Source organism: Dyella sp. OK004 (assembly GCF_900114495.1).
In the GTDB taxonomy this organism is placed as follows: domain Bacteria; phylum Pseudomonadota; class Gammaproteobacteria; order Xanthomonadales; family Rhodanobacteraceae; genus Dyella_D.
This window is the reverse complement of record NZ_FOZI01000002.1, coordinates 1-24,433: the sequence shown is the minus strand read 5'-3', so window position 1 is coordinate 24,433 and position 24,433 is coordinate 1. Positions and strand designations below refer to the sequence as shown.

The following is a 24,433-nucleotide window of genomic DNA, read 5'->3' as shown; positions in this document are numbered from 1 at the left end:
CAGGGGGACGATGAGTAACCTTGTTGAGCATGTCCTCGCCTGTCATGCGTTATAAGCCTGCTTGTGTGAGCACGTTTCTGCCGTTATGGGTGTTCATGGTAGCCCGTGAAGGCCTTAACTCAATGGTCCGATTCAGGGCAGGCGGAACATCGATTACAGAGAGTGCTGAACACCCTGCTGGTGCTGACTTGGCCATGCGTCACAGAAATAAAAACGCCGAGAGGCGCGAGCCCCTCAGCGTTCTTGGTTCATCCCATGCAGCACGTTGCTGCTTGAAGCAATCAGTTCGACTGGGTGAACTGGATGTAAGGCGAGGTGCCGCCCATCGCGTTGCACGGACCAAGGTTCAGATTGTTGATTTCACCAGTCGAGCCGGCATTGGCCAGGCAGCTTGGAGCGTTCGTGCTGCCGTCGTTTACCTGCACGTTCACCGTGACCGGCGTGCCGGCGTTGAAGGTGGCCCCCGAACCGCCGCCGTTGCCGACGATGTTGAACTCGGACTGCTTCCACACATGGGCCATGCCGAGTGTGCTGTCGCCCTCGCTCACCGCGTAAGCATTGGCACCATTGGTGAAGGTCACCGTGTCGTTGCCGTTTGCCACAACCGAACCAGCCAGCTTCATATTCGCAAGCTGGGTCGCCGGAACGGTGACCGTATTTACGGCATTGCTGTTCTTATAGCAGCCGTTGTAGGAGGTCGTGCGGTAATGGCTCCACCCGCCCGGGCACTTGGCGTGCGCCGGGATGAACATCCAGTTCTGTATGAATACTTGCGCACCCGCCCCGGCATAGTTCGACGAGTAGATGAACTGCTCCCAGACCTGGCAGCTCGCATAGCCATAGCTTGCGCAGGCGGGCGAGGCGTTGGCCAGATTGGTATTGAGCTGCAGAGTGTAGTCGTTGCTGCCGCTCGCTCCGGTTTCACTCGTCAGCCCAGTCACGACCGGGAAGCTGCCCGTTGCCGAGCTGGTCAAATTGGCCGTGCTTGCGGCGTAGTCATTGCCATTGCCGACGGTTTCCAACGTGCTGCTGTTCACATGTGGATTGGAACGGTAGCTGGTAGCTCCACATGAAGCTCTTTCCCAGATGACGCTGGGAAACGAAGCGTGGAAACAACCCGCTGCAGGCGGGGCCATGTGCCTCATCGTTTCATGCCAGGACTTCATCGCTTGGGCTTGTGCCTCGGCAGCGATGCCGTTAGTCGAAGCTGCAGCAGGCAGGAATGACGCGGCGCCGAGAAGTCCGGCTACCGACACGATCTTGGCAATGCAACGAATGCCGAATGCGTTTTTGGACTGCATTGGTCTCCCCCATGGCAATTGATCTAAAAACCCTTTCCCCGAAAGAGCTTCAGGCGCTCATCGCAAACGCCAGCGCGCAGATGCAAGAAGCTCACGCCGCACAGGTTCAGGCTGTCAGGCAGAAGATCGAGACCTTGTTGAACAACAGTGGCCTCCGCCTGGAGGACATTTTCCCCTCGCGCGGCAAGAAGGCGCCGGCCAAAAAGGGTAGGGCAGGATCAGTAGCGCCTAAGTACCGCGATCTTTCGGACCCATCCCTGACCTGGTCGGGGCGCGGGCGTCAACCTGCGTGGTTTGCTAAGGCGCCTTAGGCGCCGCGGTGTCACCAAGGAGTCTCTACTTATTGGTGGCTCTGTAAAGCCAGCTGCGCCGGCTAAGAAGACGAAGGCTGTGAAGAAGACTTCAAAGAAAACGGTTAAGCGCGCGGGCAGAAGGGCCGTCGCGAAGAAGACGGTTTGAAGTCTGGCTATGGACCGCTATGTGGCGGCCGAAGTTGCGGTACCGAATTCGGCCGCCCCGGTTGTACGGGGCGGCCGTTTTGCACGTTTCAACGCAAGCATGGCGAAGCTGTCGACGGTCAGTCGTCGAGCAAGCCAAGATCGATGGAGTCCGCCATTGCCTGGTATCCCACGTCGTTGGGATGCAGATGATCGCCGCTGTCGTACGCGGGCAACAGGCTGGTGGGATTGGACGGGTCGCGCACGACTTGGTCGAAATCGAGCACGCCGTCGGCGCCGTTCGCCGAGCGTACGAAGGCATTGATGGCTTCGCGCTTCATTTCCCCTATGGCGTCGTAGGGCGAGGACCCGTTGTAGGGGGTCAGTGTCGCCAGGTAGATCTTGACCTTGTTGGCTTTCGCCTGGGCGATGGTGGCCTGCATGGCCGCGATGATCTGATCGGCGGATACGTCCTGTGGCGGGTAGACCCCGCCGATGATGATGTCGTTGATGCCCAGCAGGATCATCACGTGGGTTGCACCCGAAACGCCGACCACATCGTGGGAGAATCGCGTCAGGGCGGCGGGACCGACGCCATCGTAAATCCAGCGATTGCCCGCGATGGCGGCATTGACCACGCTTACATGGCCGAGGTCATCGGCGGCTTGTACGCGGTTGTCGAGGTCGTTGGACCAGCGGCGATTGGCATTCAGGGTCGAGCCGTATCCGTCGGTAATCGAATCGCCGAACGTCACGACCACCTTGAAGGGATGCGCCGCCAGGTCGGTGGCGCTGCCCCATGCGCTGGCAGTCGATACATCGACTTCACTGAGCCAGAAGTAGGTGTTCTTGGTCGTGGCACTACCCATCGTTGCGGCGCCTACCTGGTTGCCCGGCGAGAGGTAGTTGGTTTGCATGCCTATCGTGTGGGTCGTAACGATGGGCGTGTTCAGCGGAACGTACAGGCTGATCGCCAGATCCGATTGCGTCGGGACCTGCAGGTTGACCGCATCGCTCCATCGTTCTTCGCCGGGCGCGAGCGTTACGGTGCGCGCGCCGCCGAATCGGAGCCTATGATCGGTGGCGAGGTCGACGCCGCCGTTGCCCGTGCTGCGTGCAATCCGGGCTTCATCGAAGGTGACGGGCGTGGTTCCGAAGAAGTTGGACAGCTTGACGCGGATCAGGCTGCCGCCATGCGACGTGTGGACAATCTGGCGTACCGACTGGTTCGAGATCGTGAGTGGCGGAACGGTGGTGCCGGGGAAGAGGAGGTTGTAGTTCTGCGGCGCTGCATACCAGGTGGCGAACCACGGTGGTTGAACGCAGGCTGCCGACAACAGCACAACCAGTACCAGGGCGGCGATGACTTGACCGAGTGATCGAAAGGCGCGAGTGCCTCTCAGGGATACACGCTTGCTCATAACCATTTCTCCTATGGTGGTTTGCACGTGTGTTACTGAGGCTGGTTCGGCTTCGGGTCGCGGGTAAAAGGTGTCCTGCCGCCAGATCAGACGGTGGACACTCGACAAACGTTTAGTTGCTTGTGGGGAGCGTGCGGTTTACAGCCGACCGCGTTGTGATTCCGTCACGGAAGGCAGTGTTGGGCGTTAGTGGAGACGCTCGGCTTTCAATCCTGTGATAGGAGTCACTTTTTGCCACGCGAGACGCGGAGTGCGGTATCGACGCGGCGAAGTCAGGTATGCGCAATCTGATAGCGGAAGAAATGGAACTGGTGGCGGGTGGCGTCGTGCTCTTACGCCAGCGCCAACTCGTTGAGAATGAGCTGGAGGCGCTGCCGTTCGCTTTCTTCCAGCGTCCGGACTGGCAGAGGCAAGCTAGGGCGGGTGACCAACCCGAGGATTTCGGCTGCGGTGGCCGTGACCCTTAGGCTGCCGTATTGAAGGAACAGCGCCCACAAAGGTGCCAGTTTGTCGGAAAGCTGCCGGGCGCCTTGCGCGTTACCGGTTAGCGCGGCACGCGTGATGGCCAGGGCAGTTTTTGGAAACAATCCACCGATGACGGAGTACCAGGCTTCGCATCCTGCGTTGAGGCCGGTTGCCGCGAAGGCATCACCACTGACGCCGATCGTCACGTGCGAAGGAATCATCGCGCGCAGCCGTGCTGCGCGTGCTTGCGCTGCAGTGGGATCAACCGGCACACCCGGGATCTTGATCGATGCGACATGGGGGAGCTGGGCGATTCGGCTGTGCAGCTCATCGCTGAATTCGAAATGTGTCGTTGCTGGGTTGTCGTAGACACACAGCGGTACTGACAAGGAGCGGGTCACGGTTTCATAGAGACCGTAGACCTCTTCGTCGGACAGCTTTTGGTAGGACATCGGCGCAAGCAGCACGCCGCTCGCTCCAGCCTTCTGTGCGTCCTCGGCCAGATCAAGGACATCCCTTGTGCGCAGAGCGCCGATACCGATGATCACCGGGGTGTTTTCCGCGTGCCCGACGGCAAGTTGTGCGACCCGAAAGCGCTCCGCGCGCGTGAGGTAGGCATAGCTGCCGGTTGATCCCAGCGCGCCGATGGAATCAACGCCGGCACTCGCCAGCCGCTCGATTAGCCGGACGAACGTGGGCTCGTCGATGCCCACCTCGTTCAGCGGAGTCAGTGGAAATGCACTAAGGCCGGAAAACATCATTCATCTCTCCTATGTACTGATTACAGACGCATGCCGTGGCCGGTGTTTGGCGGGCGAGGCGTCACAAAGCTCATTTGGCGTACTTCTTCGCGCCGGCGACACACACCACTGCCCCCAGCGTCACTACCAACATCGCCCAGCTCACCTTCTCGTGGAGAAGCAGCGCAGCTAGGCCAAGACCCATGAAGGGCTGGAATAGTTGGAGCTGGCCCACGGCCGCGATCCCGCCCTGCGCTAGACCGCGGTACCAGAAGACAAAGCCAATCAACATGCTGAAAAGCGAGACGTAGGCGAGGCCAATCCACGCCGGGAGACCCGTGTGATCGATCGACTTTGGCATCGTCAGCAGGGTGACCATCAACATGACGGGCAGCGACAGCACCAGAGCCCAGCTAATGACCTGCCAACCTCCCAGCGTCCGGGACAGGCGCGCGCCTTCCGCATACCCCATTCCACACGCAACGATAGCGGCCAGCATTAGTAGGTCCCCTTCGAGGGAGGCCTCGACGCCGCCCATTACTGCGTAGCCAACGACGAAGGCGCTCCCTAACGCGGAGAACAACCAGAAGGCCGGTCGAGGACGCTCGCCACCACGGAGCACGGCGAAGAGCGCCGTACACAGCGGCAGCAATCCCACGAAGATAATGGAATGCGCGGAGGTCACGTGCCTCAATGCCAATGCGGTCAATAAGGGAAAGCCGATCACAACCCCTAAGGCGGTCAGCGCGAGAGAGGGTAGGTCGGTCGCTTTAGGGCGCGGCTGTCGAAGCAGAAGCAGGAGCGCCAATCCCAGAAGCGCGGCGATGGTCGCACGCGCGCAGGTCAGGAATGTCGGATCGAAATAAGCGACCGCTGCGCGCGTTGCCGGTAACGAGCCTGCGAAGATCGCCACGCCGATAAACCCATTCACCCAGCCGCTCGTTGCTTTTTCCATCGAAGACTCCTTTTTACCGATGAGCAGTAGGCATCGACAGAGCCGGGCGGCCTAGGCACAATCCAATACAGTTACTAAGAACTGTTATGTCCTTGTAGCCAGTACGGTTTGGGAGGCAAGCGTGGAGCGGAGCGGCACACGAATTCAGGCAGTGATGGCGGAAATCCAATCGAGGATCGCTGCCCGTATCTACACGCCAGGTGCCAGGCTGCCTTCCGTGCGCGCTCAGGCGCGAGCGATGCGGCTCTCTGTGTCGACCGTGCTTGAGGCCTATGAGCGACTCGTGGCGGAGGGGATCATCACATCCCGCCCCGGCTCGGGCTTCTATGTGAGCGGACCGGCTGCTCCACTCGCCCTGACCGAAATCGGCCCGAAACTCGACAGGGAAGTGGACCCATTATGGGTCTCACGCCAATCATTGGACTCCGATAGTTCGACGCTCAAGCCAGGATGCGGATGGTTGCCCCCGACATGGCTATACGAAGCGGGGGTTCGACGCGCCCTCCGAGCACAGGCCAGGGCAAACACGATCGAGTTGACCGAGTACGCCACGCCTCTGGGACATCCGGGCTTGCGCCAGTATCTCTCCCGACGGATGACCGCAGCGGGCATCGAAGCTTCGCCTGAGCGAATCATGCTTACGGAGTCGGGAACGCAGGCCATCGATCTGATCTGTCGCTTCCTGCTTGCGCCCGGCGATACCGTGTTGGTGGACGACCCTTGCTACTTCAATTTTCACGCCCTGCTCAAGGCGCATCGTGTGCAGGTGATCGGTGTGCCCTATACGCGGAATGGTCCGGATATCGATCGATTTGGCGCAGCATTGAAGGAGCATTCGCCACGCCTCTATATCACCAATTCGGGCATCCACAACCCGACAGGCGCCGTGCTTTCGCCCGTCACCGCTCACCGTTTGTTGAAGCTTGCCGATAGCTCGGATCTGATCATCGTCGAAGACGACATCTTCGCCGACTTCGAGGTCAATGCGGCGCCGAGGCTGGCCGCCTTTGATGGTCTCTCGCGAGTGATCCATATCGGCAGCTTCTCAAAGACGATTTCCGCGTCGTTGCGCTGTGGCTATATCGCAGCGCGTCCAGACTGGATCGAAAGCCTGACAGACTTAAAGATCGCTACGTCGTTTGGCGGTGGGCGATTGGCGGCAGATGTCGTGCTGACAGCACTTACCCATAGTGGCTACCGCAAGCATATGGAAGTGGTGCGGTTGCGACTGGCTGAAGAAATAGAACGCTCGGTGACTCGACTTAAAGCGATCGGTATCGAGCCCTGGCTCATTCCCCAGGCCGGTATGTTCCTCTGGTGCCGGCTACCTGAAGGAATCGACGCGATTACGATTGCGCGAGCCAGCTTGAAGGAGGGCGTAGTGCTCGCACCAGGCAACGCTTTCAGCCAGTCTCTGAGCGCCCGTGATTTCCTTCGTTTCAATGTGGCGCAATCGACAGACCCTCGTGTCTTTGATGTTCTAGGTAGAGCGCTTGCGGAAGAGGGGCTGTGTCGTTGAGGGCGATGGTCGAATTTATCCCGCCCCGGACATAAACAATTGTCGAAGGAACTTAACCCTGTCGCCTTATGAAGGCTGCTGAATATATTCGCATTTTCATCAAGGTGGCGCGCGGGATAAGCGCGCCAGTGCCATTGCTAAGGGCAGTTACGCTGACCAGGGACAGCTTTACCGGCCTGTCTGACGATGGCTCTACTGACACGTCCGGCTGTGGCTTGGTGCTGCCGCGGGGCTAGCCAAGGCCATCAGCTTCTTCAGCTCAATGGTACGCCCCCGTTTTGCCCACGTGACCCGAATTCCCAGAACTTCCTACGCCGCCTTATGTCGATGAAGGGGCCTGCCCGGCGCGCTGTCCGGGCCATCGACGGGAGACACGCCTTGAACAGGTTGTACCTGAAAGTGGGCGGCGCCCTTCTGCTAGCCGTGATGTTCGGCCAGGCCAGGGCCACCGATGCTAGCCACACCCCCACGCCGCAGCGCATACCGGACAGCTATGCGCATGCGGCGAAGCTGATCGACCTCGGTGATCGCCGCTACCTAAATCTGCGCTGTTCGGGCAGCGGAGCGCAGACCGTCATGCTGGAGGCCGGCGCGGTCGCCGATTCCTCCACGTGGTTCAAGGTGCAGCCACTCTTGGCCGCCCACGCACGCGTCTGCGCGTACGACCGAGCAGGCTTCGGCTTCAGCAGCGAGGGGCCGTTGCCGCGAAGTCTCGACGCTGACGTATCGGATCTGCACGCGCTGATCCAGAGCGCCGGCCTGGCGACCCCGCTGGTGATGGTGGGGCATTCGCTAGGCAGCAACATCGTCCGGCAGTACGCGAGTCGCTATCCGGCGGACGTGAGGGCGATAGTCCTGCTAGACCCGCCCGCGCAGGACATCGGCCGGTTTGCTTCCGGCTGGCAGAAGGATGAGGACACCCTCTCGGTACAGCGGTTCGCGTTTCTTCGCCGGTGCGAGGCTGCCGCCGAAAAGCACGAACTGCCGTCCACCGATCCGGAACTGAGCCAGTGTCTCGGCGAGGCCGATCCGCACGCCAGCGCCAAGCTCAACACGGTGAACCTCATCCTCATGTCCAAGCCTGCGTACTGGCACACCGTACTGTCGGTACTCCAAAACAATGCCGAGGTGTTCAAGCCGCCTGTGTCAAAGCAGGAGACGCACGGCTCGACACCCCTGATCGTGCTGTCTGCCGCCAACACCTATGCCGATGCGCTGCCGCGTGACCGCAAAGGGTTGGAAGAGGCCCGGGCCCATACGCAGGCGCAGATCGTCGCCACCTCCTCCGGCGGTACGCTGGTGCACGTTCCGGATACCTCGCATGACATCCAGATCGATCAGCCGGACGCGGTGGCCAAGGCGGTCATGCAGGCCCTGGGGATGGCGCAGCACACACCGAAGTAGTACCACCCAATCGAGGCCATGGGTCACAGCAGCCCGACATCTGGCCGAAGTGGATGATGCAACGTTGTGGAATGCGGTCTTCGCAGCCATTAGCGGGCTGTAAGAAGCACTGTGCCGCACCGCTCTTGATTACCACGATCTATGCATGACGGCACATGGCACGGCACCGCGACGACCATTGCCGGTATTGCGTGCGATATGCGGCGCGATCCCGCGTGTCCTCAACGCCGCGACGAAGTCCTGCGTGTTATAGCCCTTCGCGCCCAGGGTCGATCCGTGCCTGACGCCAGCCACGGCGAGCAGGTCCAAGGCACCGTCCCGTTCGCCGGTGCCGACAGCTGCGCGCCTGTTTGCCCTAGGGGCTTGACTCTAGACCTGGATCAAAGGTCTAGACTATGTCCATGACCACACAAATCCCCTCCCTGACTATCGGTGCCGTCGCCAAGCGCGTCGGCGTTGCTATCGACACCATTCGCTATTACGAGCGCGAAGGTTTGCTGCCGGAGCCGGAGCGGCGGGCCTCGGGTTATCGCAGTTATGACGAAGGCGCGGTGCGTCAGCTGCGTTTTATCCGCCGTGCGAAGGATCTGGGTTTTACGCTGGAGGAGATCCGCGATCTGCTGGCGCTGTCGGCGGATCGCCATCGCGGCGTGAAGGCGGTGAAGAAGCGTGCGCAGGAGCGGCTGGCCGCTATCGATGAGCGCATCGCCGAGTTGACGCGCGTGCGCAATGGGCTTGAGCAATTGGTGGAAGCGTGCCCGGGGCATGGCTCGCCGGAGCAGTGTCCGATTCTGCGGGCGCTGGTGGACGAGGAGCCGCAGGCATGAGCGCTGAGAAGGGATCTTGTTGCAGCGCGAATGCCGAGCCGGTGGAGCCTGAGGTGCCGGCAAGCTGTTGCGCCGGCAAGGCGGCGCATGCCGGTAGCGATACCCACGCGCACGATCATGCGCATGAGCATCATCACGACGGCGCTTCGGCGCATGGCGGTCATCATCACCATCATGTCGCGCACACGATGAAGGACCCCGTTTGCGGCATGGCTGTGGACCCGCACAGCGCCAAGTATCGCGCCGAGCACGAGGGGCACACTTATTACTTCTGTGCCGAGCGCTGTCGCACGAAATTCCTGGCGGAGCCTCAGCGTTATCTGCACGACCAGCCCGTCGCGCCTGTCGTCCCTGGCGCGATCTACACCTGTCCGATGCATCCGGAAGTGCAGCAGGTGGGGCCGGGCGACTGCCCCAAATGCGGCATGGCGCTGGAGCCGATGATGCCCAGCGCGGAAGCGGACGACGGCGGCGAGTTGCGCAGTATGTCGCGCCTTTTCTGGGCACTGGCTGCATTGACCTTGCCGGTGTTCCTGCTCGCGATGGGGCCGCATCTGTTCGGCTGGCACCTGCCGTCGCCGTGGGATCGCGCGGCGGCCTGGATCGAGATGGTGCTTTCTAGCGTCGTCGTGCTGTGGGGCGGCGCGCCGTTCTTCGCGCGTGGCTGGCGTTCGCTCAAGCCGTGGTCGCCGAACATGTACACGCTGATCGCGCTCGGTACGGGCGTGGCGTGGCTGTACAGCATGGTCGCGTTCGTTGCGCCTGATCTGTTTCCGGAAGGTTTCCGGGATATGCATGGCAGGGTAGGTGTGTATTTCGAATCCGCCGCCGTCATTGTCACGCTAGTCACGCTGGGCGATTTCCTCGAGCTGCGTGCACGCCGGCGCACCGGTGCAGCACTCAAGGCGTTGCTGGGTCTGGCACCGAAAACCGCACGGCGCCTTGCCGCCGATGGCAGCGAGCAAGATGTGCCGCTTGACGACGTCCATTCTGGCGATGTGCTGCGTGTCCGTCCCGGTGAAAAAGTGCCGGTGGACGGTGTGGTGCTGGAAGGCAGCAGCCATGTCGACGAGTCGATGCTTACCGGCGAGCCATTACCTGTGGCGAAGGTCAAGGATGACCGAGTCACTGGCGGCACAGTGAATCAGGATGGCGCGCTGACCATGCGTGCGGAGAAAGTCGGCGGCGAAACCATGCTGGCGCAGATCGTCGCGCTGGTGGCGCAGGCACAGCGCAGCAAGGCGCCGTTGCAACGGGTGGCGGATCGCGTGGCCGCCTGGTTTGTGCCAGTGGTGGTCGCGGTGGCTGTGCTCGCATTCATTGGCTGGGCCGTGTTCGGGCCAGATCCGCGGTTGGCGCATGCACTGATTGCACTGGTCTCGGTGTTGATCATCGCGTGCCCGTGCGCGCTAGGTCTTGCCACGCCGATTTCGATCATGGTCGCCAGTGGTCGTGGTGCGCAGAACGGCGTGCTTTTTAGGGATGCCAGCGCGATCGAAGCGCTGCGTGACGTCGATACGCTGGTGGTGGACAAGACCGGTACGCTAACGGAAGGCAAGCCTGCGCTGAAGGATGTGATCAGTGTCGGCGGTTTGTCATGGGATCAGCTACTGGCGTTTGCTGCCGCGCTGGAACGTCCGAGTGAGCATCCATTGGCACGCGCGATCCTGGCAGGCGCGGAGGCACGTTCGGTGAATGTGCCTGCGGTGACGGATTTCCGCACGCTGACGGGCGGCGGCGTGCAGGGGCGTGTCAATGGTCGCGATGTCGCGCTGGGCAATGTGCGTTTGTTCGAGTCGTTGAGCATCGCCATCGGTGATGACGCGCGCCAGCGTGCCGACGCGCTGCGCAAAGACGGCGCGACGGTCATGTTCCTGGCGGTCGACGGCGCGCTTGCTGGCCTGCTGGCGGTGGCCGATCGCATCAAGCCGAGTACGACGCAGGCTATCCGCGCTTTGCATGACGCCGGTTTGCGCATCGTGATGCTTACTGGCGACAACGCCGTCACGGCGCATGCGGTCGCGAAGGAGCTGGGTATCGATGCCGTGCATGCGGATGTTTCGCCGGCGGACAAGGCGGCGGTGGTCAATGCGCTGCGTGCGGAGGGGCGCCGGGTCGCGATGGCGGGTGACGGCATCAATGATGCGCCGGCGCTGGTTGCGGCGGATGTCGGTATTGCCATGGGGGGTGGTACTGACGTGGCGATGGAAAGTGCGCAGGTCACGCTGGTGAAGGGCGAGCTCACGGCCATTTTGCGTGCGCGGGCGTTGTCGCAGGCGACGGTGGCGAATATTCGGCAGAATTTGTTCTTTGCTTTTGTTTATAACGCGCTGGGGGTGCCGTTGGCGGCGGGGGTGTTGTATCCGCTGTTGGGGGTTACGTTGTCGCCGATGGTGGCGGCGTTGGCGATGAGTTTGTCGTCGGTGTCGGTGGTTACTAATGCGTTGAGGCTTAATCGGGTTGCGCTGTAGTTGAGGGCAGGACTTGCGATATCGCTTCTACTTCGTCATTCCGGCGTAGGCCGGAATCCAGTGCCTTATCGCTCGGTTGTCGAGGCTGCGTGCCTTGGCTCGCCTGCCGCGGGCTTTCGAACCGCTGCCGCGGTCCGAGTCACTTTTCTTTGCTTGCCCAAAGAAAAGTAACCAAAAGAAAAGGCACCCCTCTTACGCGCCCTCCGGCTACGCCTGCGGGTCCGTGAGGCTTGGCCGGGCTTTTCGACAGGACATCCATGTCCTGTCGAAAAGGAACCGGCATCCATGCCGGTTCCCCTACGGGCCTTTTCGTCCAACCCTCACCGCTCCACAGGGGACCCGTTACGGGCTCGCTTACGCATCGCCTTTTTGAGCAGCACTCCCTCTCCCCTCCGGGGAGAGGGTAGGGGTGAGGGGTGGGTGCTCGGGATCGCGTTTCTATCTCGCCTCACGCGACGCTCACGCTTGCAACAGGTGCCGCCCGATTTCGCGCAGTCCCTTGCCATTGAGCACTTCGATTCCTTGCCGCTCCACGCGGATCAACCGAGCGTCACGAAACCGCGCCAACAATCGGCTGACGGTTTCTGTCGCCAGGCGCAGGTGGTTGCCGATATCCGCGCGGGACATGGGTAGTGGCAGGTGGTCGGTGCGCAGGCCGAGTAGGGTGCGGCGGTCGCTGAGGTTGGTGAGGAAGGCGGCCATGCGTTCTTCGGCGGGGTAGTCGCCGCCGCTGAGGCGTTGTTGGTGGATCTGACGGCTCATGGTGTGCATGAGGTGCCATTGCACGTCGGGCTGGGTGGTGGTGAGGCAGCGCAGGCGGTCGAAGGGGAAGCGGCAGAATTGGGTGCGGCCTAGGGCGATGACGGCGTTGTCGTGGTGGCCGAGGCAGATGGCGTCTAGGGCGAACAGTTCGCCGGGGAGGTGGAAGGCGAGTACTTGTTCACGGCCGCTGCTGTCGACGGCGACGGTCTTGGCCATGCCGGACTGGACGGCGTAGAGGGCGCGAAAGGGTGTACGGGGGCGGTAGAGATATTCGCCATCGCGGAGCAGGCCGACGCGTTCCACGATGTCGCGTAGGCCAGAGAGTGTCGCTTCGCCGTAGCCGCCGGCCTGGCAGGTGGCGGCATGAGCGCAGCCGCTACAGCCGGTGTTGTGCGCGTTGCGGGTGGCAGGCCGGGTTTCCGGGGCGTGGGCGGCGTACATGCGGGTGCTCCTTGGTCATCGTGTCGAACACGTTGCTCCCGCCTTTAATGATCGGTCCGCGAAAGGCGGGAGTCGCACCCGTGCGCGGTTATGCCGCATGAATGCGAGGTGTGGCCGGCGGCGGGCAAAAGGCGGGCCGTTGCGCGGGTTGTCATGAATCGCTGCGGTGGCTTGAAGTATCCTTAGATGGTTGTCGCACCTGTGTTGCGGCCCGTTTCCGGTTGGTTTCTTCATGAACGTCAAGTCTTCTTCTTCCCCGCGTAATGCCGAGACTGGCCAGCGCCGTCCCAGCGTCGGCGTGCAGATCGGCAAGGTGATGGTGGGTAGCGGTGCGCCGATTGTGGTGCAGTCGATGACCAACACCGACACGGAAGACCCGGTCAGCACCGCCAAGCAGATCGCCGAGCTGGCGCGCGCCGGTTCCGAGCTGGTGCGCATCACGGTGAATACGCCAGCCGCCGCCGCAGCGGTACCGCGCATCCGCGAGCGGCTGGAGATGATGGGGGTGGAGGTGCCGATCATTGGCGACTTCCACTACAACGGCCATCAGCTGCTGGAAGGCGAGCCGGCCTGCGCCGAGGCGTTGGCCAAGTACCGCATCAATCCGGGCAATGTCGGTTTTGGCAAGAAGAAGGACAGCCAGTTCGCGGCGATCATCGAAAAGGCGATCCAGTACGGCAAGCCGGTGCGCATCGGTGCCAACTGGGGTTCGCTGGACCAGAGCATGGTCGCCATGTTGATGGACGAGAACCACACGCGCGCCGAGCCGTGGGATGCCGCGCATGTGGCGCGCGAGGCACTGATCCGTTCGGCGCTGGATTCCGCGCTGCGTGCCGAGGACATCGGCCTGCCGCGCGATCGCATCATTCTTTCCTGCAAGGTCTCGGGTGTGCAGGAATTGATCGCGGTCTATCGCGATATCGCAGCGCGCTGCGACTATGCGCTGCATCTCGGCCTGACCGAGGCCGGCATGGGTTCCAAGGGCATCACCGCGTCCAGCGCCGCGCTGGCGGTGCTGCTGCAGGAAGGCATCGGCGACACCATCCGCATTTCGCTGACGCCGGAGCCGGGCGCTTCGCGTACCGGTGAAGTAGTGGTGGCGCAGGAGCTGTTGCAGACCATGGGCCTGCGCGCGTTCACGCCACTGGTCACGGCTTGCCCGGGCTGCGGACGCACCACCAGCGAGTTCTTCCAGGAGCTGGCCAAGACGGTGCAGGCGCATGTGCGCGACAAGATGCCGGAGTGGCGCGTGAAGTACGACGGCGTGGAAAACCTCACCCTGGCCGTGATGGGCTGCGTGGTGAACGGGCCGGGCGAATCCAAGCATGCCAACATCGGCATCTCGTTGCCTGGTAATGGCGAGGCGCCGTCAGCGCCGGTGTTCATCGACGGCGAGAAGGCCATGACCTTGCGTGGCGAACACATCGCCGACGAGTTCGTGGGCATCCTCGACAACTACGTGGCCACGCGTTACCAGGCGCGCGGCGGCTGACCCATCGGAGCGTTGCTCTGCTCGAATGACTAGCGAAACGCTCCCTCTCGAAAACGCCATCCTCGCTGCCTGGCACCAGAACGCGCAGCCGTGGACGCAGGCGGTGCGCGAGCAGCGCATCGAAAGCCGCCGGCTGGTGACGGACCGTGCTGTGGTGGAGGCCATCATGGCCTGCGCGCCCAAGCGGGTGATCGATATTGGCTGCGGCGAAGGATGGCTGACACGTGTGCTCACGGGGCAAGGTGTCGAGGTGATTGGCGTCGACGCCGTGGCCGCCCTGATCGAGACAGCGCGAGTGCATGGGGGCGGGCGCTTTGAACATCTCTCCTATGCGCAGCTCGCCGCCGGGATGCTGGGCGAGCGAGCCGATGTCGTGGTGTGCAACTTCTCCTTGTTGGGCAAGCCGTCGGTGGAAAGCCTGCTGGCTGCCGTGCCTGGCCTGTTGAACCACGGTGGTGTGCTGGTAGTGCAGACCCTGCATCCGCTGATGGCCTGTGGTGATCAGCCTTATCGCGACGGCTGGCGCGAAGGTTCGTGGGCCGGTTGCGGCGAGGGCTTTGGCACGCCGGCACCGTGGTACTTCCGTACCCTGAGCGGCTGGCTGGATACCTTCACCGCCTGCGGCCTGCGTCTGATCCGTGTCGATGAACCGCTGCACCCAGACAGCGGCCGTCCGGCGTCCATCCTGTTTGTGCTGACGCCCGCACATAGCGCCTAAGACACGCGGTGTGCACGGGTTGGGATCGATGATCCATTAGTCATGGTCGGTCCGGTGCGCCAACGCACACCCATCTCCCCCAGTTGGGGGTAAGCTCCGCTGGTCACGCCCGCCGGGAAGGCCCCCAGCGGACGGTCAGGGGGATGGCATGAAATTGAAGCCTCAAGTCCGCACAGTGCTGTCCTACGTCATCGTGGCCAGCCTATGGATATGGTTGTCCAACCATCTATTGCTTTCCGTTGTGCGGGATGCAAAGACACTCAGCTTTCTGCAGAGCGTGAAGGGCACGTTGTTCGTGCTGATCACGGGTTGCCTGCTCTACGTCATGATCGATCGCGACCTGCGTCGCCTGGACAAGGTCAACCGCACCCTGCGCGAAGGCAACGAACAGTCGCTGCGTGTGCTGGTGTCGGCGATGGATATCCGCCACAAGGAAACCCGCGACCACTCCGAGCGCGTGATGCGCATGACCGTGGCGCTGGCGCGCCTGGCGGGCATGGAAGAAGAGGCCCTGCATCGCGTGAAGTTCGGAGCGCTGCTGCACGACATCGGCAAGCTGGCCTTGCCGGATGCGATCCTGATCAAGCCGGGCCCGCTGGATGCGGAAGAAATAAAGGTGATGCGTACACATCCGCAGATCGGCCACGATCTATTGCAGCGTGTGGATTTCCTGCGGCCGGTGATCGACATTCCGTACAACCATCACGAACGCTGGGACGGCAACGGTTACCCGCGCGGGCTGCGCGGCGAGTCGATACCGCTGGCCGCGCGCGTGTTCAGCGTGGTGGACGTGTGGGATGCGCTGAGTTTTCCGCGCGTCTACAAGCCTGCCTGGCCCGAGCAGGAAGTCATCGACTATCTGCGCAAGATTTCCGGAAGCCAGCTGGACCCGAATATGGTCAAGCTGTTTCTGGAGCATTACGACGAACTCAAGCGCATCGGCATGGACCGCCTGGACCTGCTGCAGCCACCCGAGGTCAACTCTCCCCACGTGCTGCATTGAAGGTGCGCCGGTAGTTTATCGGCGAGGTACGGAACGCACGCTGGAAATGTTGGCGCAGCGTAACCGGCGAGCCCAGGCCCACCGCGCCAGCGATGCGGTCCAGCGGCAGGCTGGTGGTTTCCAGCAAGCGCTGCGCTTCACTGAGGCGTTGGGACATCAGCCAGTCACCGAAGCTGCTGCCGGTAAGCTGGCGAAAATGTCGGGTAAAGCTGCGCCGGCTCATCGCGGTGCGCGCCGCAATCTCATCCAGGCTATGCGGATGGCGCAGCTTGCGACGGATCTCGTCGAGCAGTTTCGCCATGCGCACATCGCCGGCCATCGCCGGCACCGGCTGCTCGATGAACTGCGCTTGCCCGCCATGGCGGAACGGCGACACCACCATGCGTCGCGCGATGCGGTTGGCATGCTCGCTGCCCAGCAGCTGACGCACCAGATGCAGGCAGCAATCGATGCCCGCCGCGGCGCCGGCCGAGGTGACCACCTGGCCCGCATCCACATACAACACATCCGGGTCCACCTCGGCGGTGGGGAACAGCGCCGCCAAATCATCCGTAGCGAACCAGTGCGTGGTGGCGCGCCGGCCGTCGAGCAGGCCGGCATGGCCCAGCACGAAGGCGCCCATGCACAAACCGACGATGCGCTTGCCGCGCGCGGCGGCAAGCCGCAAGGCCTCTAGTAAAGCTTCCGGCGGTCGCTCCTCGGCGTCGCGCCAGGAGGGCACGATCACGATGTCGGCGTTGCGAAGTTCGTCCAGGCCGTAATCCGTGGCGATGGTGAAACCCGAGGCACTGCGCACGCGCTTGCCCTCGGCGGAACACACGCGCAAGCGGAACGGCGATGTCTTTTCGCGCAGCACTGCCTGGAACACACCGCAGGGCACAGAGAGATGGAAGGGAAGGATGTCGTTGAACGCCACCACGGCGATGCGGATCTTGCGCATGGGTGTATCCGGTTGGCCCGATAACATCGATCATTGTCCTTTGGGCCACTCTCGCACAAGTGCCTGGCGGCGCAGCATACGCACACCTTCCACACACCAGGAGCTGTGCCATGACTGCCAAGACCGCGCGCCGCGCGCTGATCGTGATCGACGTGCAGAACGAGTACTTCACCGGAAATTTGCAGATCGAATATCCGCCGGTGGCCGATAGTCTCGCCAACATCACCAAGGCTATGGATACCGCCACGGCGGCCGGCATTCCGGTGATTGTGATCCAGCAGAACTCACCGGCCGATGGCCCGGCCTTTGCCGAGGGCGGCGATGGCTGGCAGCTGCATCCGGAAGTGGCGCGCCGTCATCGCGATGCGCATTTCGGCAAGCCGCTGCCGAGTGCGTTCAGCGGCACGGGGCTGGCTGATTGGTTGCAGGAGCAGAAGATCGACACGCTGAGCGTGGTGGGTTACATGACGCACAACTGCAACGACACCACGATCAAGCACGCTTTCGATCGCGGAATGGCGGTGGAGTTTTTGCATGATGCGTCGGGCTCGGTGTCGTATGCGAACCGTGCGGGGTATGCGACGGCGGAGGAGATTCACCGGGTGTTTGCGGTGGTGGAGCAGTCGCGGTTTGCGGCGGTGTTGGGGACTGAGGAGTGGGTGCACTGTGTTGCTACGGGTGATGCGCCGGCGCGGGAGGATATTTTGAGTTCGTACCGGCAGGCAAAGACGTTGCGGGCTGTCAGAGCGGCCTGAGTCGAAAGCTCGTCAAGCGTGGCGCTTCCTTTTGGGACGCCACGTATACGTCCCGCGGCTATGCGAGCCGATCCGGAAAACACTTAGCAAGAACCATGTGCCGAAGGCGTGCATCGAATGCAGCCTTTTGACGTTTCGTATTTCTCGCATAGGCGCGGCATAGGCTGCTGCCTAACATTCATTGCGCTTAGACCATTGCCCTAATGAATTCAGAACGGTGGGATGGTTCCCAGCGTTCTGAAAAGTATGTGTTGCAGAACCTATTACGTAGTGATTATTGAAAATGATTTTTCATCCGAGTAATTCCAGCGGCCCAGTGCCGCGTGCGCTTCATCATGCGTTTTTTTTCGTGGCGACCGGTTTGACGCTGAGCGCGTGCTCGGCGGGACCGGGTCTTCATTTTGAGACGGCCGGATCAATGCCGCCCGTTCGCCCGATTACCGCCGAGTTGATCGATATGCAGGCCCGAGCGATGGCAGCCAGTCCGCTGGGCGCGCAGGTGCTGTCCCTGGTGGGCGAAGCCGATCCGGTGTACCGCGTCGGTCCGCGCGATACATTGGCAATCACGGTATGGAATCATCCGGAGCTCTCGGTTCCGCTGATGCCCGGCGTCGACAAATCGACTCCCGCTGCCGCGCAGCCGATGGGTTACGAGGTCGATGCGACCGGCCGATTGCACTATCCCCTGATCGGAGCAGTTGCCGTGGGTGGCAAGGATACGGCAGCAATCAGGGGCCTGTTGACCTTGGCGCTAGCGAAGTACATCCACGATCCTCAGGTCGATGTTCGCGTTGCCGGTTTTCGCAGCCGCCGAATCTTTGTGGATGGTGAAGTTCGCCTGCCGGGTGACAAGCCGATCACGGATGTACCCATGACGCTGGCGCTGGCGCTTGGCGAGGCGGGCGGCGTCACGTCGAACAGTGATCTAAGCGATGTCGTGCTCACGCGGAACGGGAAGGACATAGCGCTGGATCTTCCGCGCCTTGCTGCGGCTGGGGTGAGCGCCGATCGCATTCCTCTGCAAAACAATGATTTGGTACGCGTGTTGTCACGTGAAAATAAACAAGTGTTCGTTGCCGGCGAAGTGGGGCGTCCGAGCCCCGTGCCAATGCTTAACGGGCAGCTTAGCCTTGGCGACGCACTGGCGGCTTCCGGCTCGGTGAGCCAGACAGGCAGCAATCCCCACGGCATTTATGTGATCCGACCGCATGAGGGTCAGCCGACTGAAGTTTTTCAGCTCGATGCGAAATCCCCGGTGACGTTGGCGCTGGCCGGCCAGTTCCCATTGAGGCCTAGGGATCTGGTCTATGTGCAGACCTCGGGCTTGATGCAATGGAGCCGCATGACCAGCCTTCTGGTGCCTAGCTCGCAGGCGCTTTACAACGCACAGCGCGCTACCGGGCCATGACCATGGACAGCGTTCTCCTGGTTTGCATGGGCAACCTGTGCCGCAGCCCCATGGCACAAGCCCTGTTGGGGCGGGCCATGCCGGAGTTGCGGCTTGCCTCGGCCGGTTTGTCGGCGCGCAGTGGTATGCCCGCCGACCCTTACGCGATTCAACTTATGGCCGAGCGCGGGCTTTCCCTGTCGGCGCATCGGTCGCAACCACTCAGGGCAGGTCTGTGCGCTCGATCCGGACTGGTTCTCTGCATGAGCCACGAGCAGAAACGAATGATCGAGTTACATAACCCACGAACCAGCGGCAAGGTATTTGTCCTGGGGCACTCCGCCATTCCTGACCCGTATGGTCGTGGACTTGATGCCTTTGTCGAATCGATGCATCAGATCGAGTCGGAGCTGCACGAATGGTTGCCTAAACTCAGAGTGCTGATGAGTCGGGCGGAGGTTGTGGGCCCATGAGCGAGCATGATCATCGGGAGATCCGCGACAACGCACACCACAAGGAGCTGGATCTGCTTGCGCTGGTCGATATGATTTTCATCCAGTACAAGCTCATTCTTGCCAGTGTCATCGCGCTGCTCGTGTTGGGCGTGGGATATGCCTTTCTTGCCCGGCCGGTCTATCGGACCGACTTGCTAGTCCAGGTCAACCGGCCGGCTGACCGCGCGGGGCAGGGGTTGCTCGGCGAGCTGTCGTCCATTTTGGATGTGCCTTCGAGCGGCGATGCCGAGATCGAGGTCATTCGCTCGCGCCTGGTGCTGAAAGAAGCGATCGAGCACAGTCATTTCGATATTGAAGTCGCCCCCATCCGGTTTCCGTTGATCGGCGATCTGTTATCCCGCCATCAGGAGACGATCTTCAGGCCGGGTTTGTTCGGCCTGGGCGGTTACAACTGGGGCAACGAGCTGGCGACGGTGGATCGCTTCGATGTGCCACACGACCTGGAAGGGGAGAAGTTCACGCTGACCGCGCTCGATGCGGATCGTTTTCGGCTGACTACCCATCTGCTTTCACAGGCCATGGTGGGTCAGATCGGACGGCCGGTACGTTTCCCTTCTTCGATGGGCGACATTGTCATCAAGGTTTCCGGATTTCACGCCCTGCCGGGTGCGAGCTTCCAATTGCGCAAATGGTTCTGGCTGGATGTCATTGAGGATCTGCGCAAACGCATGGTTATCGCCGAGCTCGGCAAGCAGTCGGGTGTCATATCGGTGGCGTTGAACAATACCGATCCAGCGCGGGTCAGTCGTTTGTTCAACCAGGTCGGCGACGTTTATGTGCGGCAGAACCGGGACCAGAAATCGGAAGAGGCGCGCAAGTCGCTCGGCTATCTCGAACGCCAGCTGCCAGAATTGAAAAGCACGCTGAGCGATTCCGAAGAGGCCTTGTTGCGGTTCCGCAACAAGCATAAGGCCATCGATCTCAGCGAGGAGGCCCGGCTCGCATTGGGGCAGGCTGTTGCGTTGCAGACACGGATCAGCCTGCTGCAGCAAGAGCGTCTGGCCTTACTCCAGCAGTTCACCCCGTCGCACCCCAACGTAGTGGTCATTGATCGACAAATGGGAGCTGCGGGGCGCGAGCTTGGGGATATCGAGTTGCGGACCAGTGCTTTGCCGAGCGTAGAGCAGGAGTTTGTCCGCCTGACACGCGATGTCCGCGTCAATAGCGATCTGTATGTCGCACTTTCCAACAGCATGCAGCAGTTGCGTCTGGCGCAGGAGAGCGCCATCGCGAATGTCCGCATCGTGGACCGGGCTGCTGTGCAGGAAACGCCGATCGCGCCACGGCGCCTGTTGATCACGGCCGCCTCGCTGCTCGGCGGTCTGATGTTTGGCCTGTGCGTAGTGCTGGTTCGTCGCCTATTGTTCGGCGGCATCACTCAGCCGCATGACATTGAGGATGCGTTGGGTAAGCCGGTTTATGCCGCCATCCCCGTGAGCAAGCATCAGCGGCGAAACGAGAGGCTGCATGGCGGCCTGCGCAAGAATCAGGAGACGGAGTGGCCCGTATTGGCATCGCTCTATCCGCAGGATCCGGTGGTGGAGAGCCTGCGCAGTCTGCGCATGGCGTTGCAGCTTGCATTGCTCGACGCGGGGGGCAACGTTGTTGTCATCACCGGCCCTACCAAGGGCATCGGCAAGTCGTTCGTGTCCATCAATCTGGCCGGCATTTTTTCTACCAGTGGCAAACGTGTATTGCTGATTGATGGCGATCTGCGTAAAGGCAGGCTGGACCGGCGCTTCGGTTTGGGCAACGCCCTGGGTCTGGCTTCCGTCCTGGCCGGCAATGTTGCCGTCACCGAGGCTATCCAGGCCACCTCTACGCCGATGCTAGACGTGCTCACTACGGGGCCGAAGCCGGCGCGTCCGACAGAATTTCTGCAGTCGGCCAACCTGCGGGCGCTGCTGGGTGAAGTCTCGAAGATATATGACCTGGTCGTAATCGACGGTACTCCCACGCTTCCCGTGGTCGATGTCATTCCCCTGGCGGCAGCGGCCTCGCTGGTTGTACTGGTGGCGCGCTACGACGTCACCCACGAAGGCGAGTTGATGGAGGCGTGCAGGCGGCTGGAACGGGCAGGTGGGCGCGTAGGTGGTGTACTTCTCAACGCCATGCAATCGAGCGCGGTCAGCTCGCGATATGGTTACGGCAACTACGACAGTTATGCCGTTGATAACCCCGCGTCTTGAAGGGGCGGGTTATATGAGCTTATGCCCATAGCTATTGCGTGATGGCGAACTTCGAGGCCGGCAATGCCGGCCTTTTTCTTTGGTGATGAATGGCTATGCGGATTATGTGCGTAAAGCATTTAGATCTATAGATATAATCGTAGTAATCCAATATTAAGTAGACGTATAGATGTCTAAAGTTTATGGCATGCGAGTTTTCATTTTTTTGGCATGTCATGGGTTGTTATGCGACTCGCTTGATCATAGGGCGGGTGCTTGTTCGCTCTTTCATGTCTTTACCTTTTTGGTAGGTATGAATAGAGCATGCTGAATGTCCATGTCTTGCAATCGTGCGCGGTGGCCGGGTGTGCCTCTGCAACCGCCATTTTCCTTCTATATTTCATGGCGGGTTCGCTTGGTTTGATCGACCGACCTAATGAAAGGAAGCACCACATAGGCAATGTGCCTTTGATAGGAGGGCTGGCCACCTATCTCGGCGTGCTGGCGGGCGCTGCATACCATAGTCACTTCCACGTCTTCAGCCAGATGCTGCTCGGCACGGCTGGGGTGCTGGTTGTGCTCGGCGCAGTGGACGATCGGCGTGGTCTTGGCGTGCGCGTTCGCATGGCCGTGCAGGTTCTCGTGATCCTCGTCATGATCGGTGTCACGGACGTGCACATCCGGTCGCTGGGCGTGATGTTCGGGCACAACGTTGATTTGGGCATGTTTGGCGTTCCGGTAACTGTGGTCGCCATTGTCGGTCTGGTGAATGCCTTCAACATGATGGACGGCATTGATGGCCTGGTCGGTTGCCTGACCCTGGCCAGCGTGGCGTCGATCATCTTGTACGACGGCCAGGCCGATGCGCAGACCTCAAAGGTCGTTCTTCTGCTTCTCGCCGGCGCATCGCTGCCCTATCTGATTGCCAATTTCGGCATCGGAAGACACAAGGTTTTCCTCGGCGATGCGGGCAGTACCGTGATTGGCTATGTGCTTGCCTGGGTGCTAATCAGGCTCAGCCAGGATCGTGGAACGCCACTGACGCAGGTGGATACCCTGTGGTGCGTGGCGTTGCCGGTATTCGACACGATCGCCGTGTCAGTTCGCCGCGTTATCGACGGCACGTCACCTTTCAAGCCGGATCGTGGGCATATTCATCACCTGATGCTTCGTGCAGGTCTTGGCGCGCGCGCGACCCTGGCAGTGCTCATTCTTATGGCCGTCGTATTGGCGATTGTTGGCGTACTCGTTCGCTATCTGGATCCGGGCATCAACGTGCTGATGTTTGTGGCGTTGTTGGCAATCTATGTGACAGCCACCTGCATGGCTTGGCGCGCGCTGTCAGCGCGCGATTTCTCCGGCATGGGCCAGTCGTCTCAAACGCAGGTCGCACGGCCCTCATAGCCATCTTTTTATATCGTCCGGAGTCCGCGGTTTCGGCCGCGCGGGCTCCGCATCCCAGGACTATTGCATGACAATGAAAGTCACCCTATTTGGCACCGGCTATGTGGGTCTGGTGACCGGTGCCTGTCTGGCCGAGATGGGCAATCACGTGGTCTGCGTCGATATCGATGCAGTCAAGGTGGAGCGCCTGAAGCGGGGCGAGATGCCGATCTACGAGCCGGGCCTGGAGCCGATCGTCAAGCGCAATTACGCCAGCGGACAGCTGGATTTCACCACCGATGCCGCGCCCGCCATCGCGCATGGCCAGGTCCTCTTCATCGCCGTGGGCACGCCGCCGGACGAGGACGGCAGCGCCGATCTGAAGTACGTCCTGGGTGTCGCCCGCACCATCGGCCAGCATCTGGACCGGTATGCGGTGGTGGTGAACAAGTCGACCGTGCCGGTGGGGACCGCCGATCGGGTGCGCGAGGCGATTGCCGCTGAGCTCGCGACGCGCAGCGCGAACATTGAATTCGATGTGGTATCGAACCCCGAGTTCCTGAAGGAAGGCGACGCGGTGGAAGACTGCCTGCGTCCCGATCGTATCGTGATCGGCAGTTCCAGCGCGCGCGCGGTGAACGTGCTGCGTAAGCTGTATGCCCCCTTCAATCGCAATCACGACCGTACTGTCGTGATGGATGAGCGCTCCGCCGAGCTGACCAAGTACGCCGCCAACGCGATGCTGGCGACCAAGATCAGCTTCATGAACGAGATCGCCAATATCGCCGAGCGCGTGGGCGCCGATGTGGAGCTGGTGCGCCAGGGGATCGGCTCCGATCCGCGTATCGGCTATCACTTTATTTATCCGGGCGCCGGCTATGGCGGTTCGTGTTTTCCCAAGGACGTGCAGGCACTGGAGCGCACCGCGCGCGGCGTGGGGTATGAAGCCCGTCTGCTTGGGGCGGTCGAGGCCGTCAATCACGACCAGAAGACCAAGCTGTTCGAGCTGATCTCGCGCCATTTTGACGGGCAGCTCCAGGGCAAAACGGTGGCGCTGTGGGGTCTGGCGTTCAAGCCCAATACCGACGATATGCGTGAGGCGTCCAGTCGACGTTTGATGGAGGCCTTGTGGGAAGCGGGCGCTACGGTGCGTGCCTACGATCCGGAGGCGAGAGAAGAGACTCACCGCCTCTATGGCGACCGTGCGGACCTCACGCTTTGCGAGGGCGCGTATCAAGCGTTGGACGGCGCGGATGTGCTGGCGATCGTCACCGAATGGAAGGCGTTCCGTAGTCCGGACTTCGCGCGCATTCGCAGCGCACTAGCCAG

The 24,433-nt window shown here is 61.6% G+C and carries 20 protein-coding genes and 1 pseudogene; 14 read left to right on the top strand and 7 right to left on the bottom strand.

The annotated features are described in order from the left end of the window. Window positions 1-281: 281 nt before the first annotated feature. Window positions 282-1,037, bottom strand: coding sequence for a hypothetical protein (locus tag BM338_RS06885; RefSeq protein ID WP_255367221.1), 756 nt, complete (start codon window positions 1,035-1,037; stop codon window positions 282-284). A 245-nt stretch (window positions 1,038-1,282) separates the two neighbouring features. Here BM338_RS06885 and BM338_RS06880 point away from each other — a divergent pair, with 245 nt between their 5' ends. Continuing rightward, window positions 1,283-1,612, top strand: coding sequence for an H-NS histone family protein (locus BM338_RS06880; RefSeq protein ID WP_255367220.1), 330 nt, complete (start codon window positions 1,283-1,285; stop codon window positions 1,610-1,612). Between the two features lie 266 nt (window positions 1,613-1,878). Here the strand turns inward: BM338_RS06880 and BM338_RS06875 are convergent, their stop codons facing one another. The 3 genes from BM338_RS06875 to BM338_RS06865 all read right to left on the bottom strand — a co-directional run bounded on the left by BM338_RS06875 (window position 1,879) and on the right by BM338_RS06865 (window position 5,319). Then, on the bottom strand, window positions 1,879-3,159 hold the full coding sequence (locus BM338_RS06875; protein ID WP_177229256.1) for an SGNH/GDSL hydrolase family protein: 1,281 nt from the start codon (window positions 3,157-3,159) through the stop codon (window positions 1,879-1,881). 332 nt (window positions 3,160-3,491) lie between these two features. Beyond that, window positions 3,492-4,385, bottom strand: a complete 894-nt coding sequence (locus BM338_RS06870) for a dihydrodipicolinate synthase family protein (protein WP_255367219.1) — start codon at window positions 4,383-4,385, stop codon at window positions 3,492-3,494. Window positions 4,386-4,455: 70 nt separating this feature from the next. After that, on the bottom strand, window positions 4,456-5,319 hold the full coding sequence (locus BM338_RS06865) for a DMT family transporter (protein ID WP_090450163.1): 864 nt from the start codon (window positions 5,317-5,319) through the stop codon (window positions 4,456-4,458). Window positions 5,320-5,440: 121 nt separating this feature from the next. Between BM338_RS06865 and BM338_RS06860 the strand changes: the two genes are divergently transcribed. Together BM338_RS06860 and BM338_RS06855 are read left to right on the top strand one after the other, a co-directional pair. Beyond that, entirely contained in the window at window positions 5,441-6,838 is a 1,398-nt protein-coding gene (locus tag BM338_RS06860; protein ID WP_177229255.1) for an aminotransferase-like domain-containing protein, read from the top strand. 378 nt (window positions 6,839-7,216) lie between these two features. Next, window positions 7,217-8,242, top strand: coding sequence for an alpha/beta hydrolase (locus BM338_RS06855; RefSeq protein WP_090450161.1), 1,026 nt, complete (start codon window positions 7,217-7,219; stop codon window positions 8,240-8,242). A gap of 159 nt (window positions 8,243-8,401) precedes the next feature. Here BM338_RS06855 and BM338_RS21755 read toward each other — a convergent pair. Beyond that, window positions 8,402-8,512, bottom strand: a pseudogene (locus tag BM338_RS21755) (IS5/IS1182 family transposase); the annotation flags it as partial. Between the two features lie 131 nt (window positions 8,513-8,643). Here BM338_RS21755 and BM338_RS06845 point away from each other — a divergent pair. After that, entirely contained in the window at window positions 8,644-9,069 is a 426-nt protein-coding gene (locus BM338_RS06845) for a heavy metal-responsive transcriptional regulator (RefSeq protein ID WP_090451190.1), read from the top strand. Window positions 9,070-9,257: 188 nt separating this feature from the next. Next, on the top strand, window positions 9,258-11,540 hold the full coding sequence (locus BM338_RS06840; RefSeq protein ID WP_255367284.1) for a heavy metal translocating P-type ATPase: 2,283 nt from the start codon (window positions 9,258-9,260) through the stop codon (window positions 11,538-11,540). A gap of 459 nt (window positions 11,541-11,999) precedes the next feature. On the opposite strand, the gene BM338_RS06835 is transcribed toward BM338_RS06840, so the two are convergent. Next, window positions 12,000-12,743, bottom strand: a complete 744-nt coding sequence (locus BM338_RS06835; protein ID WP_090450159.1) for a helix-turn-helix domain-containing protein — start codon at window positions 12,741-12,743, stop codon at window positions 12,000-12,002. Between the two features lie 232 nt (window positions 12,744-12,975). Here BM338_RS06835 and ispG point away from each other — a divergent pair, with 232 nt between their 5' ends. From ispG to BM338_RS06820, 3 genes are all read left to right on the top strand, one after another. After that, complete coding sequence (gene ispG, locus BM338_RS06830) at window positions 12,976-14,235, top strand: flavodoxin-dependent (E)-4-hydroxy-3-methylbut-2-enyl-diphosphate synthase (protein WP_090450158.1); 1,260 nt, start codon at window positions 12,976-12,978, stop codon at window positions 14,233-14,235. 25 nt (window positions 14,236-14,260) lie between these two features. Next, window positions 14,261-14,953, top strand: coding sequence for a class I SAM-dependent methyltransferase (locus BM338_RS06825; protein WP_090450157.1), 693 nt, complete (start codon window positions 14,261-14,263; stop codon window positions 14,951-14,953). A gap of 148 nt (window positions 14,954-15,101) precedes the next feature. Beyond that, window positions 15,102-15,956, top strand: a complete 855-nt coding sequence (locus BM338_RS06820; protein ID WP_090450156.1) for an HD-GYP domain-containing protein — start codon at window positions 15,102-15,104, stop codon at window positions 15,954-15,956. Here BM338_RS06820 and BM338_RS06815 read toward each other — a convergent pair. After that, complete coding sequence (locus BM338_RS06815) at window positions 15,931-16,896, bottom strand: GlxA family transcriptional regulator (protein ID WP_090450155.1); 966 nt, start codon at window positions 16,894-16,896, stop codon at window positions 15,931-15,933. The genes BM338_RS06820 and BM338_RS06815 overlap by 26 nt on opposite strands. Before the next feature lie 110 nt (window positions 16,897-17,006). On the opposite strand from BM338_RS06815, the gene BM338_RS06810 reads away from it, so the two are divergent. The 6 genes from BM338_RS06810 to BM338_RS06785 form a co-directional block, all read left to right on the top strand. After that, window positions 17,007-17,651, top strand: a complete 645-nt coding sequence (locus tag BM338_RS06810; RefSeq protein WP_090450154.1) for a cysteine hydrolase family protein — start codon at window positions 17,007-17,009, stop codon at window positions 17,649-17,651. 283 nt (window positions 17,652-17,934) lie between these two features. Beyond that, a complete protein-coding gene (locus tag BM338_RS06805) occupies window positions 17,935-19,059 on the top strand; it encodes a polysaccharide biosynthesis/export family protein (RefSeq protein WP_090450153.1) in 1,125 nt (374 codons plus the stop codon). A 2-nt stretch (window positions 19,060-19,061) separates the two neighbouring features. Further along, window positions 19,062-19,511: a low molecular weight protein-tyrosine-phosphatase gene (locus BM338_RS06800; protein WP_177229254.1), complete on the top strand. Its 450-nt coding sequence runs from the start codon at window positions 19,062-19,064 to the stop codon at window positions 19,509-19,511. Next, the gene (locus BM338_RS06795) at window positions 19,508-21,742 is read left to right on the top strand and encodes a polysaccharide biosynthesis tyrosine autokinase (protein ID WP_090450151.1); all 2,235 of its coding nucleotides are present in this window, start codon (window positions 19,508-19,510) and stop codon (window positions 21,740-21,742) included. The genes BM338_RS06800 and BM338_RS06795 overlap by 4 nt, the downstream gene beginning before the upstream one ends. A gap of 303 nt (window positions 21,743-22,045) precedes the next feature. After that, window positions 22,046-23,125, top strand: a complete 1,080-nt coding sequence (locus BM338_RS06790; RefSeq protein ID WP_090450150.1) for a hypothetical protein — start codon at window positions 22,046-22,048, stop codon at window positions 23,123-23,125. Between the two features lie 73 nt (window positions 23,126-23,198). Continuing rightward, the coding region (locus BM338_RS06785) for a UDP-glucose dehydrogenase family protein (protein WP_090454148.1) at window positions 23,199-24,433 on the top strand (1,235 nt) is incomplete at its 3' end.

Bases quoted from the DNA above. Each gene is read 5' to 3' on its own strand.
- BM338_RS06880 (WP_255367220.1), top strand. From the start codon at position 1,283: ATGCGTTTTTGGACTGCATTGGTCTCCCCCATGGCAATTGATCTAAAA.
- BM338_RS06875 (WP_177229256.1), bottom strand. From the start codon at position 3,159: ATGAGCAAGCGTGTATCCCTGAGAGGCACTCGCGCCTTTCGATCACTC.
- BM338_RS06870 (WP_255367219.1), bottom strand. From the start codon at position 4,385: ATGATGTTTTCCGGCCTTAGTGCATTTCCACTGACTCCGCTGAACGAG.
- BM338_RS06865 (WP_090450163.1), bottom strand. From the start codon at position 5,319: ATGGAAAAAGCAACGAGCGGCTGGGTGAATGGGTTTATCGGCGTGGCG.
- BM338_RS06845 (WP_090451190.1), top strand. From the start codon at position 8,644: ATGACCACACAAATCCCCTCCCTGACTATCGGTGCCGTCGCCAAGCGC.
- BM338_RS06840 (WP_255367284.1), top strand. From the start codon at position 9,258: ATGAAGGACCCCGTTTGCGGCATGGCTGTGGACCCGCACAGCGCCAAG.
- BM338_RS06835 (WP_090450159.1), bottom strand. From the start codon at position 12,743: ATGTACGCCGCCCACGCCCCGGAAACCCGGCCTGCCACCCGCAACGCG.
- ispG (WP_090450158.1), top strand. From the start codon at position 12,976: ATGAACGTCAAGTCTTCTTCTTCCCCGCGTAATGCCGAGACTGGCCAG.
- BM338_RS06825 (WP_090450157.1), top strand. From the start codon at position 14,261: ATGACTAGCGAAACGCTCCCTCTCGAAAACGCCATCCTCGCTGCCTGG.
- BM338_RS06820 (WP_090450156.1), top strand. From the start codon at position 15,102: ATGAAATTGAAGCCTCAAGTCCGCACAGTGCTGTCCTACGTCATCGTG.
- BM338_RS06815 (WP_090450155.1), bottom strand. From the start codon at position 16,896: ATGCGCAAGATCCGCATCGCCGTGGTGGCGTTCAACGACATCCTTCCC.
- BM338_RS06810 (WP_090450154.1), top strand. From the start codon at position 17,007: ATGACTGCCAAGACCGCGCGCCGCGCGCTGATCGTGATCGACGTGCAG.
- BM338_RS06805 (WP_090450153.1), top strand. From the start codon at position 17,935: ATGATTTTTCATCCGAGTAATTCCAGCGGCCCAGTGCCGCGTGCGCTT.
- BM338_RS06800 (WP_177229254.1), top strand. From the start codon at position 19,062: ATGGACAGCGTTCTCCTGGTTTGCATGGGCAACCTGTGCCGCAGCCCC.
- BM338_RS06795 (WP_090450151.1), top strand. From the start codon at position 19,508: ATGAGCGAGCATGATCATCGGGAGATCCGCGACAACGCACACCACAAG.
- BM338_RS06790 (WP_090450150.1), top strand. From the start codon at position 22,046: ATGCTGAATGTCCATGTCTTGCAATCGTGCGCGGTGGCCGGGTGTGCC.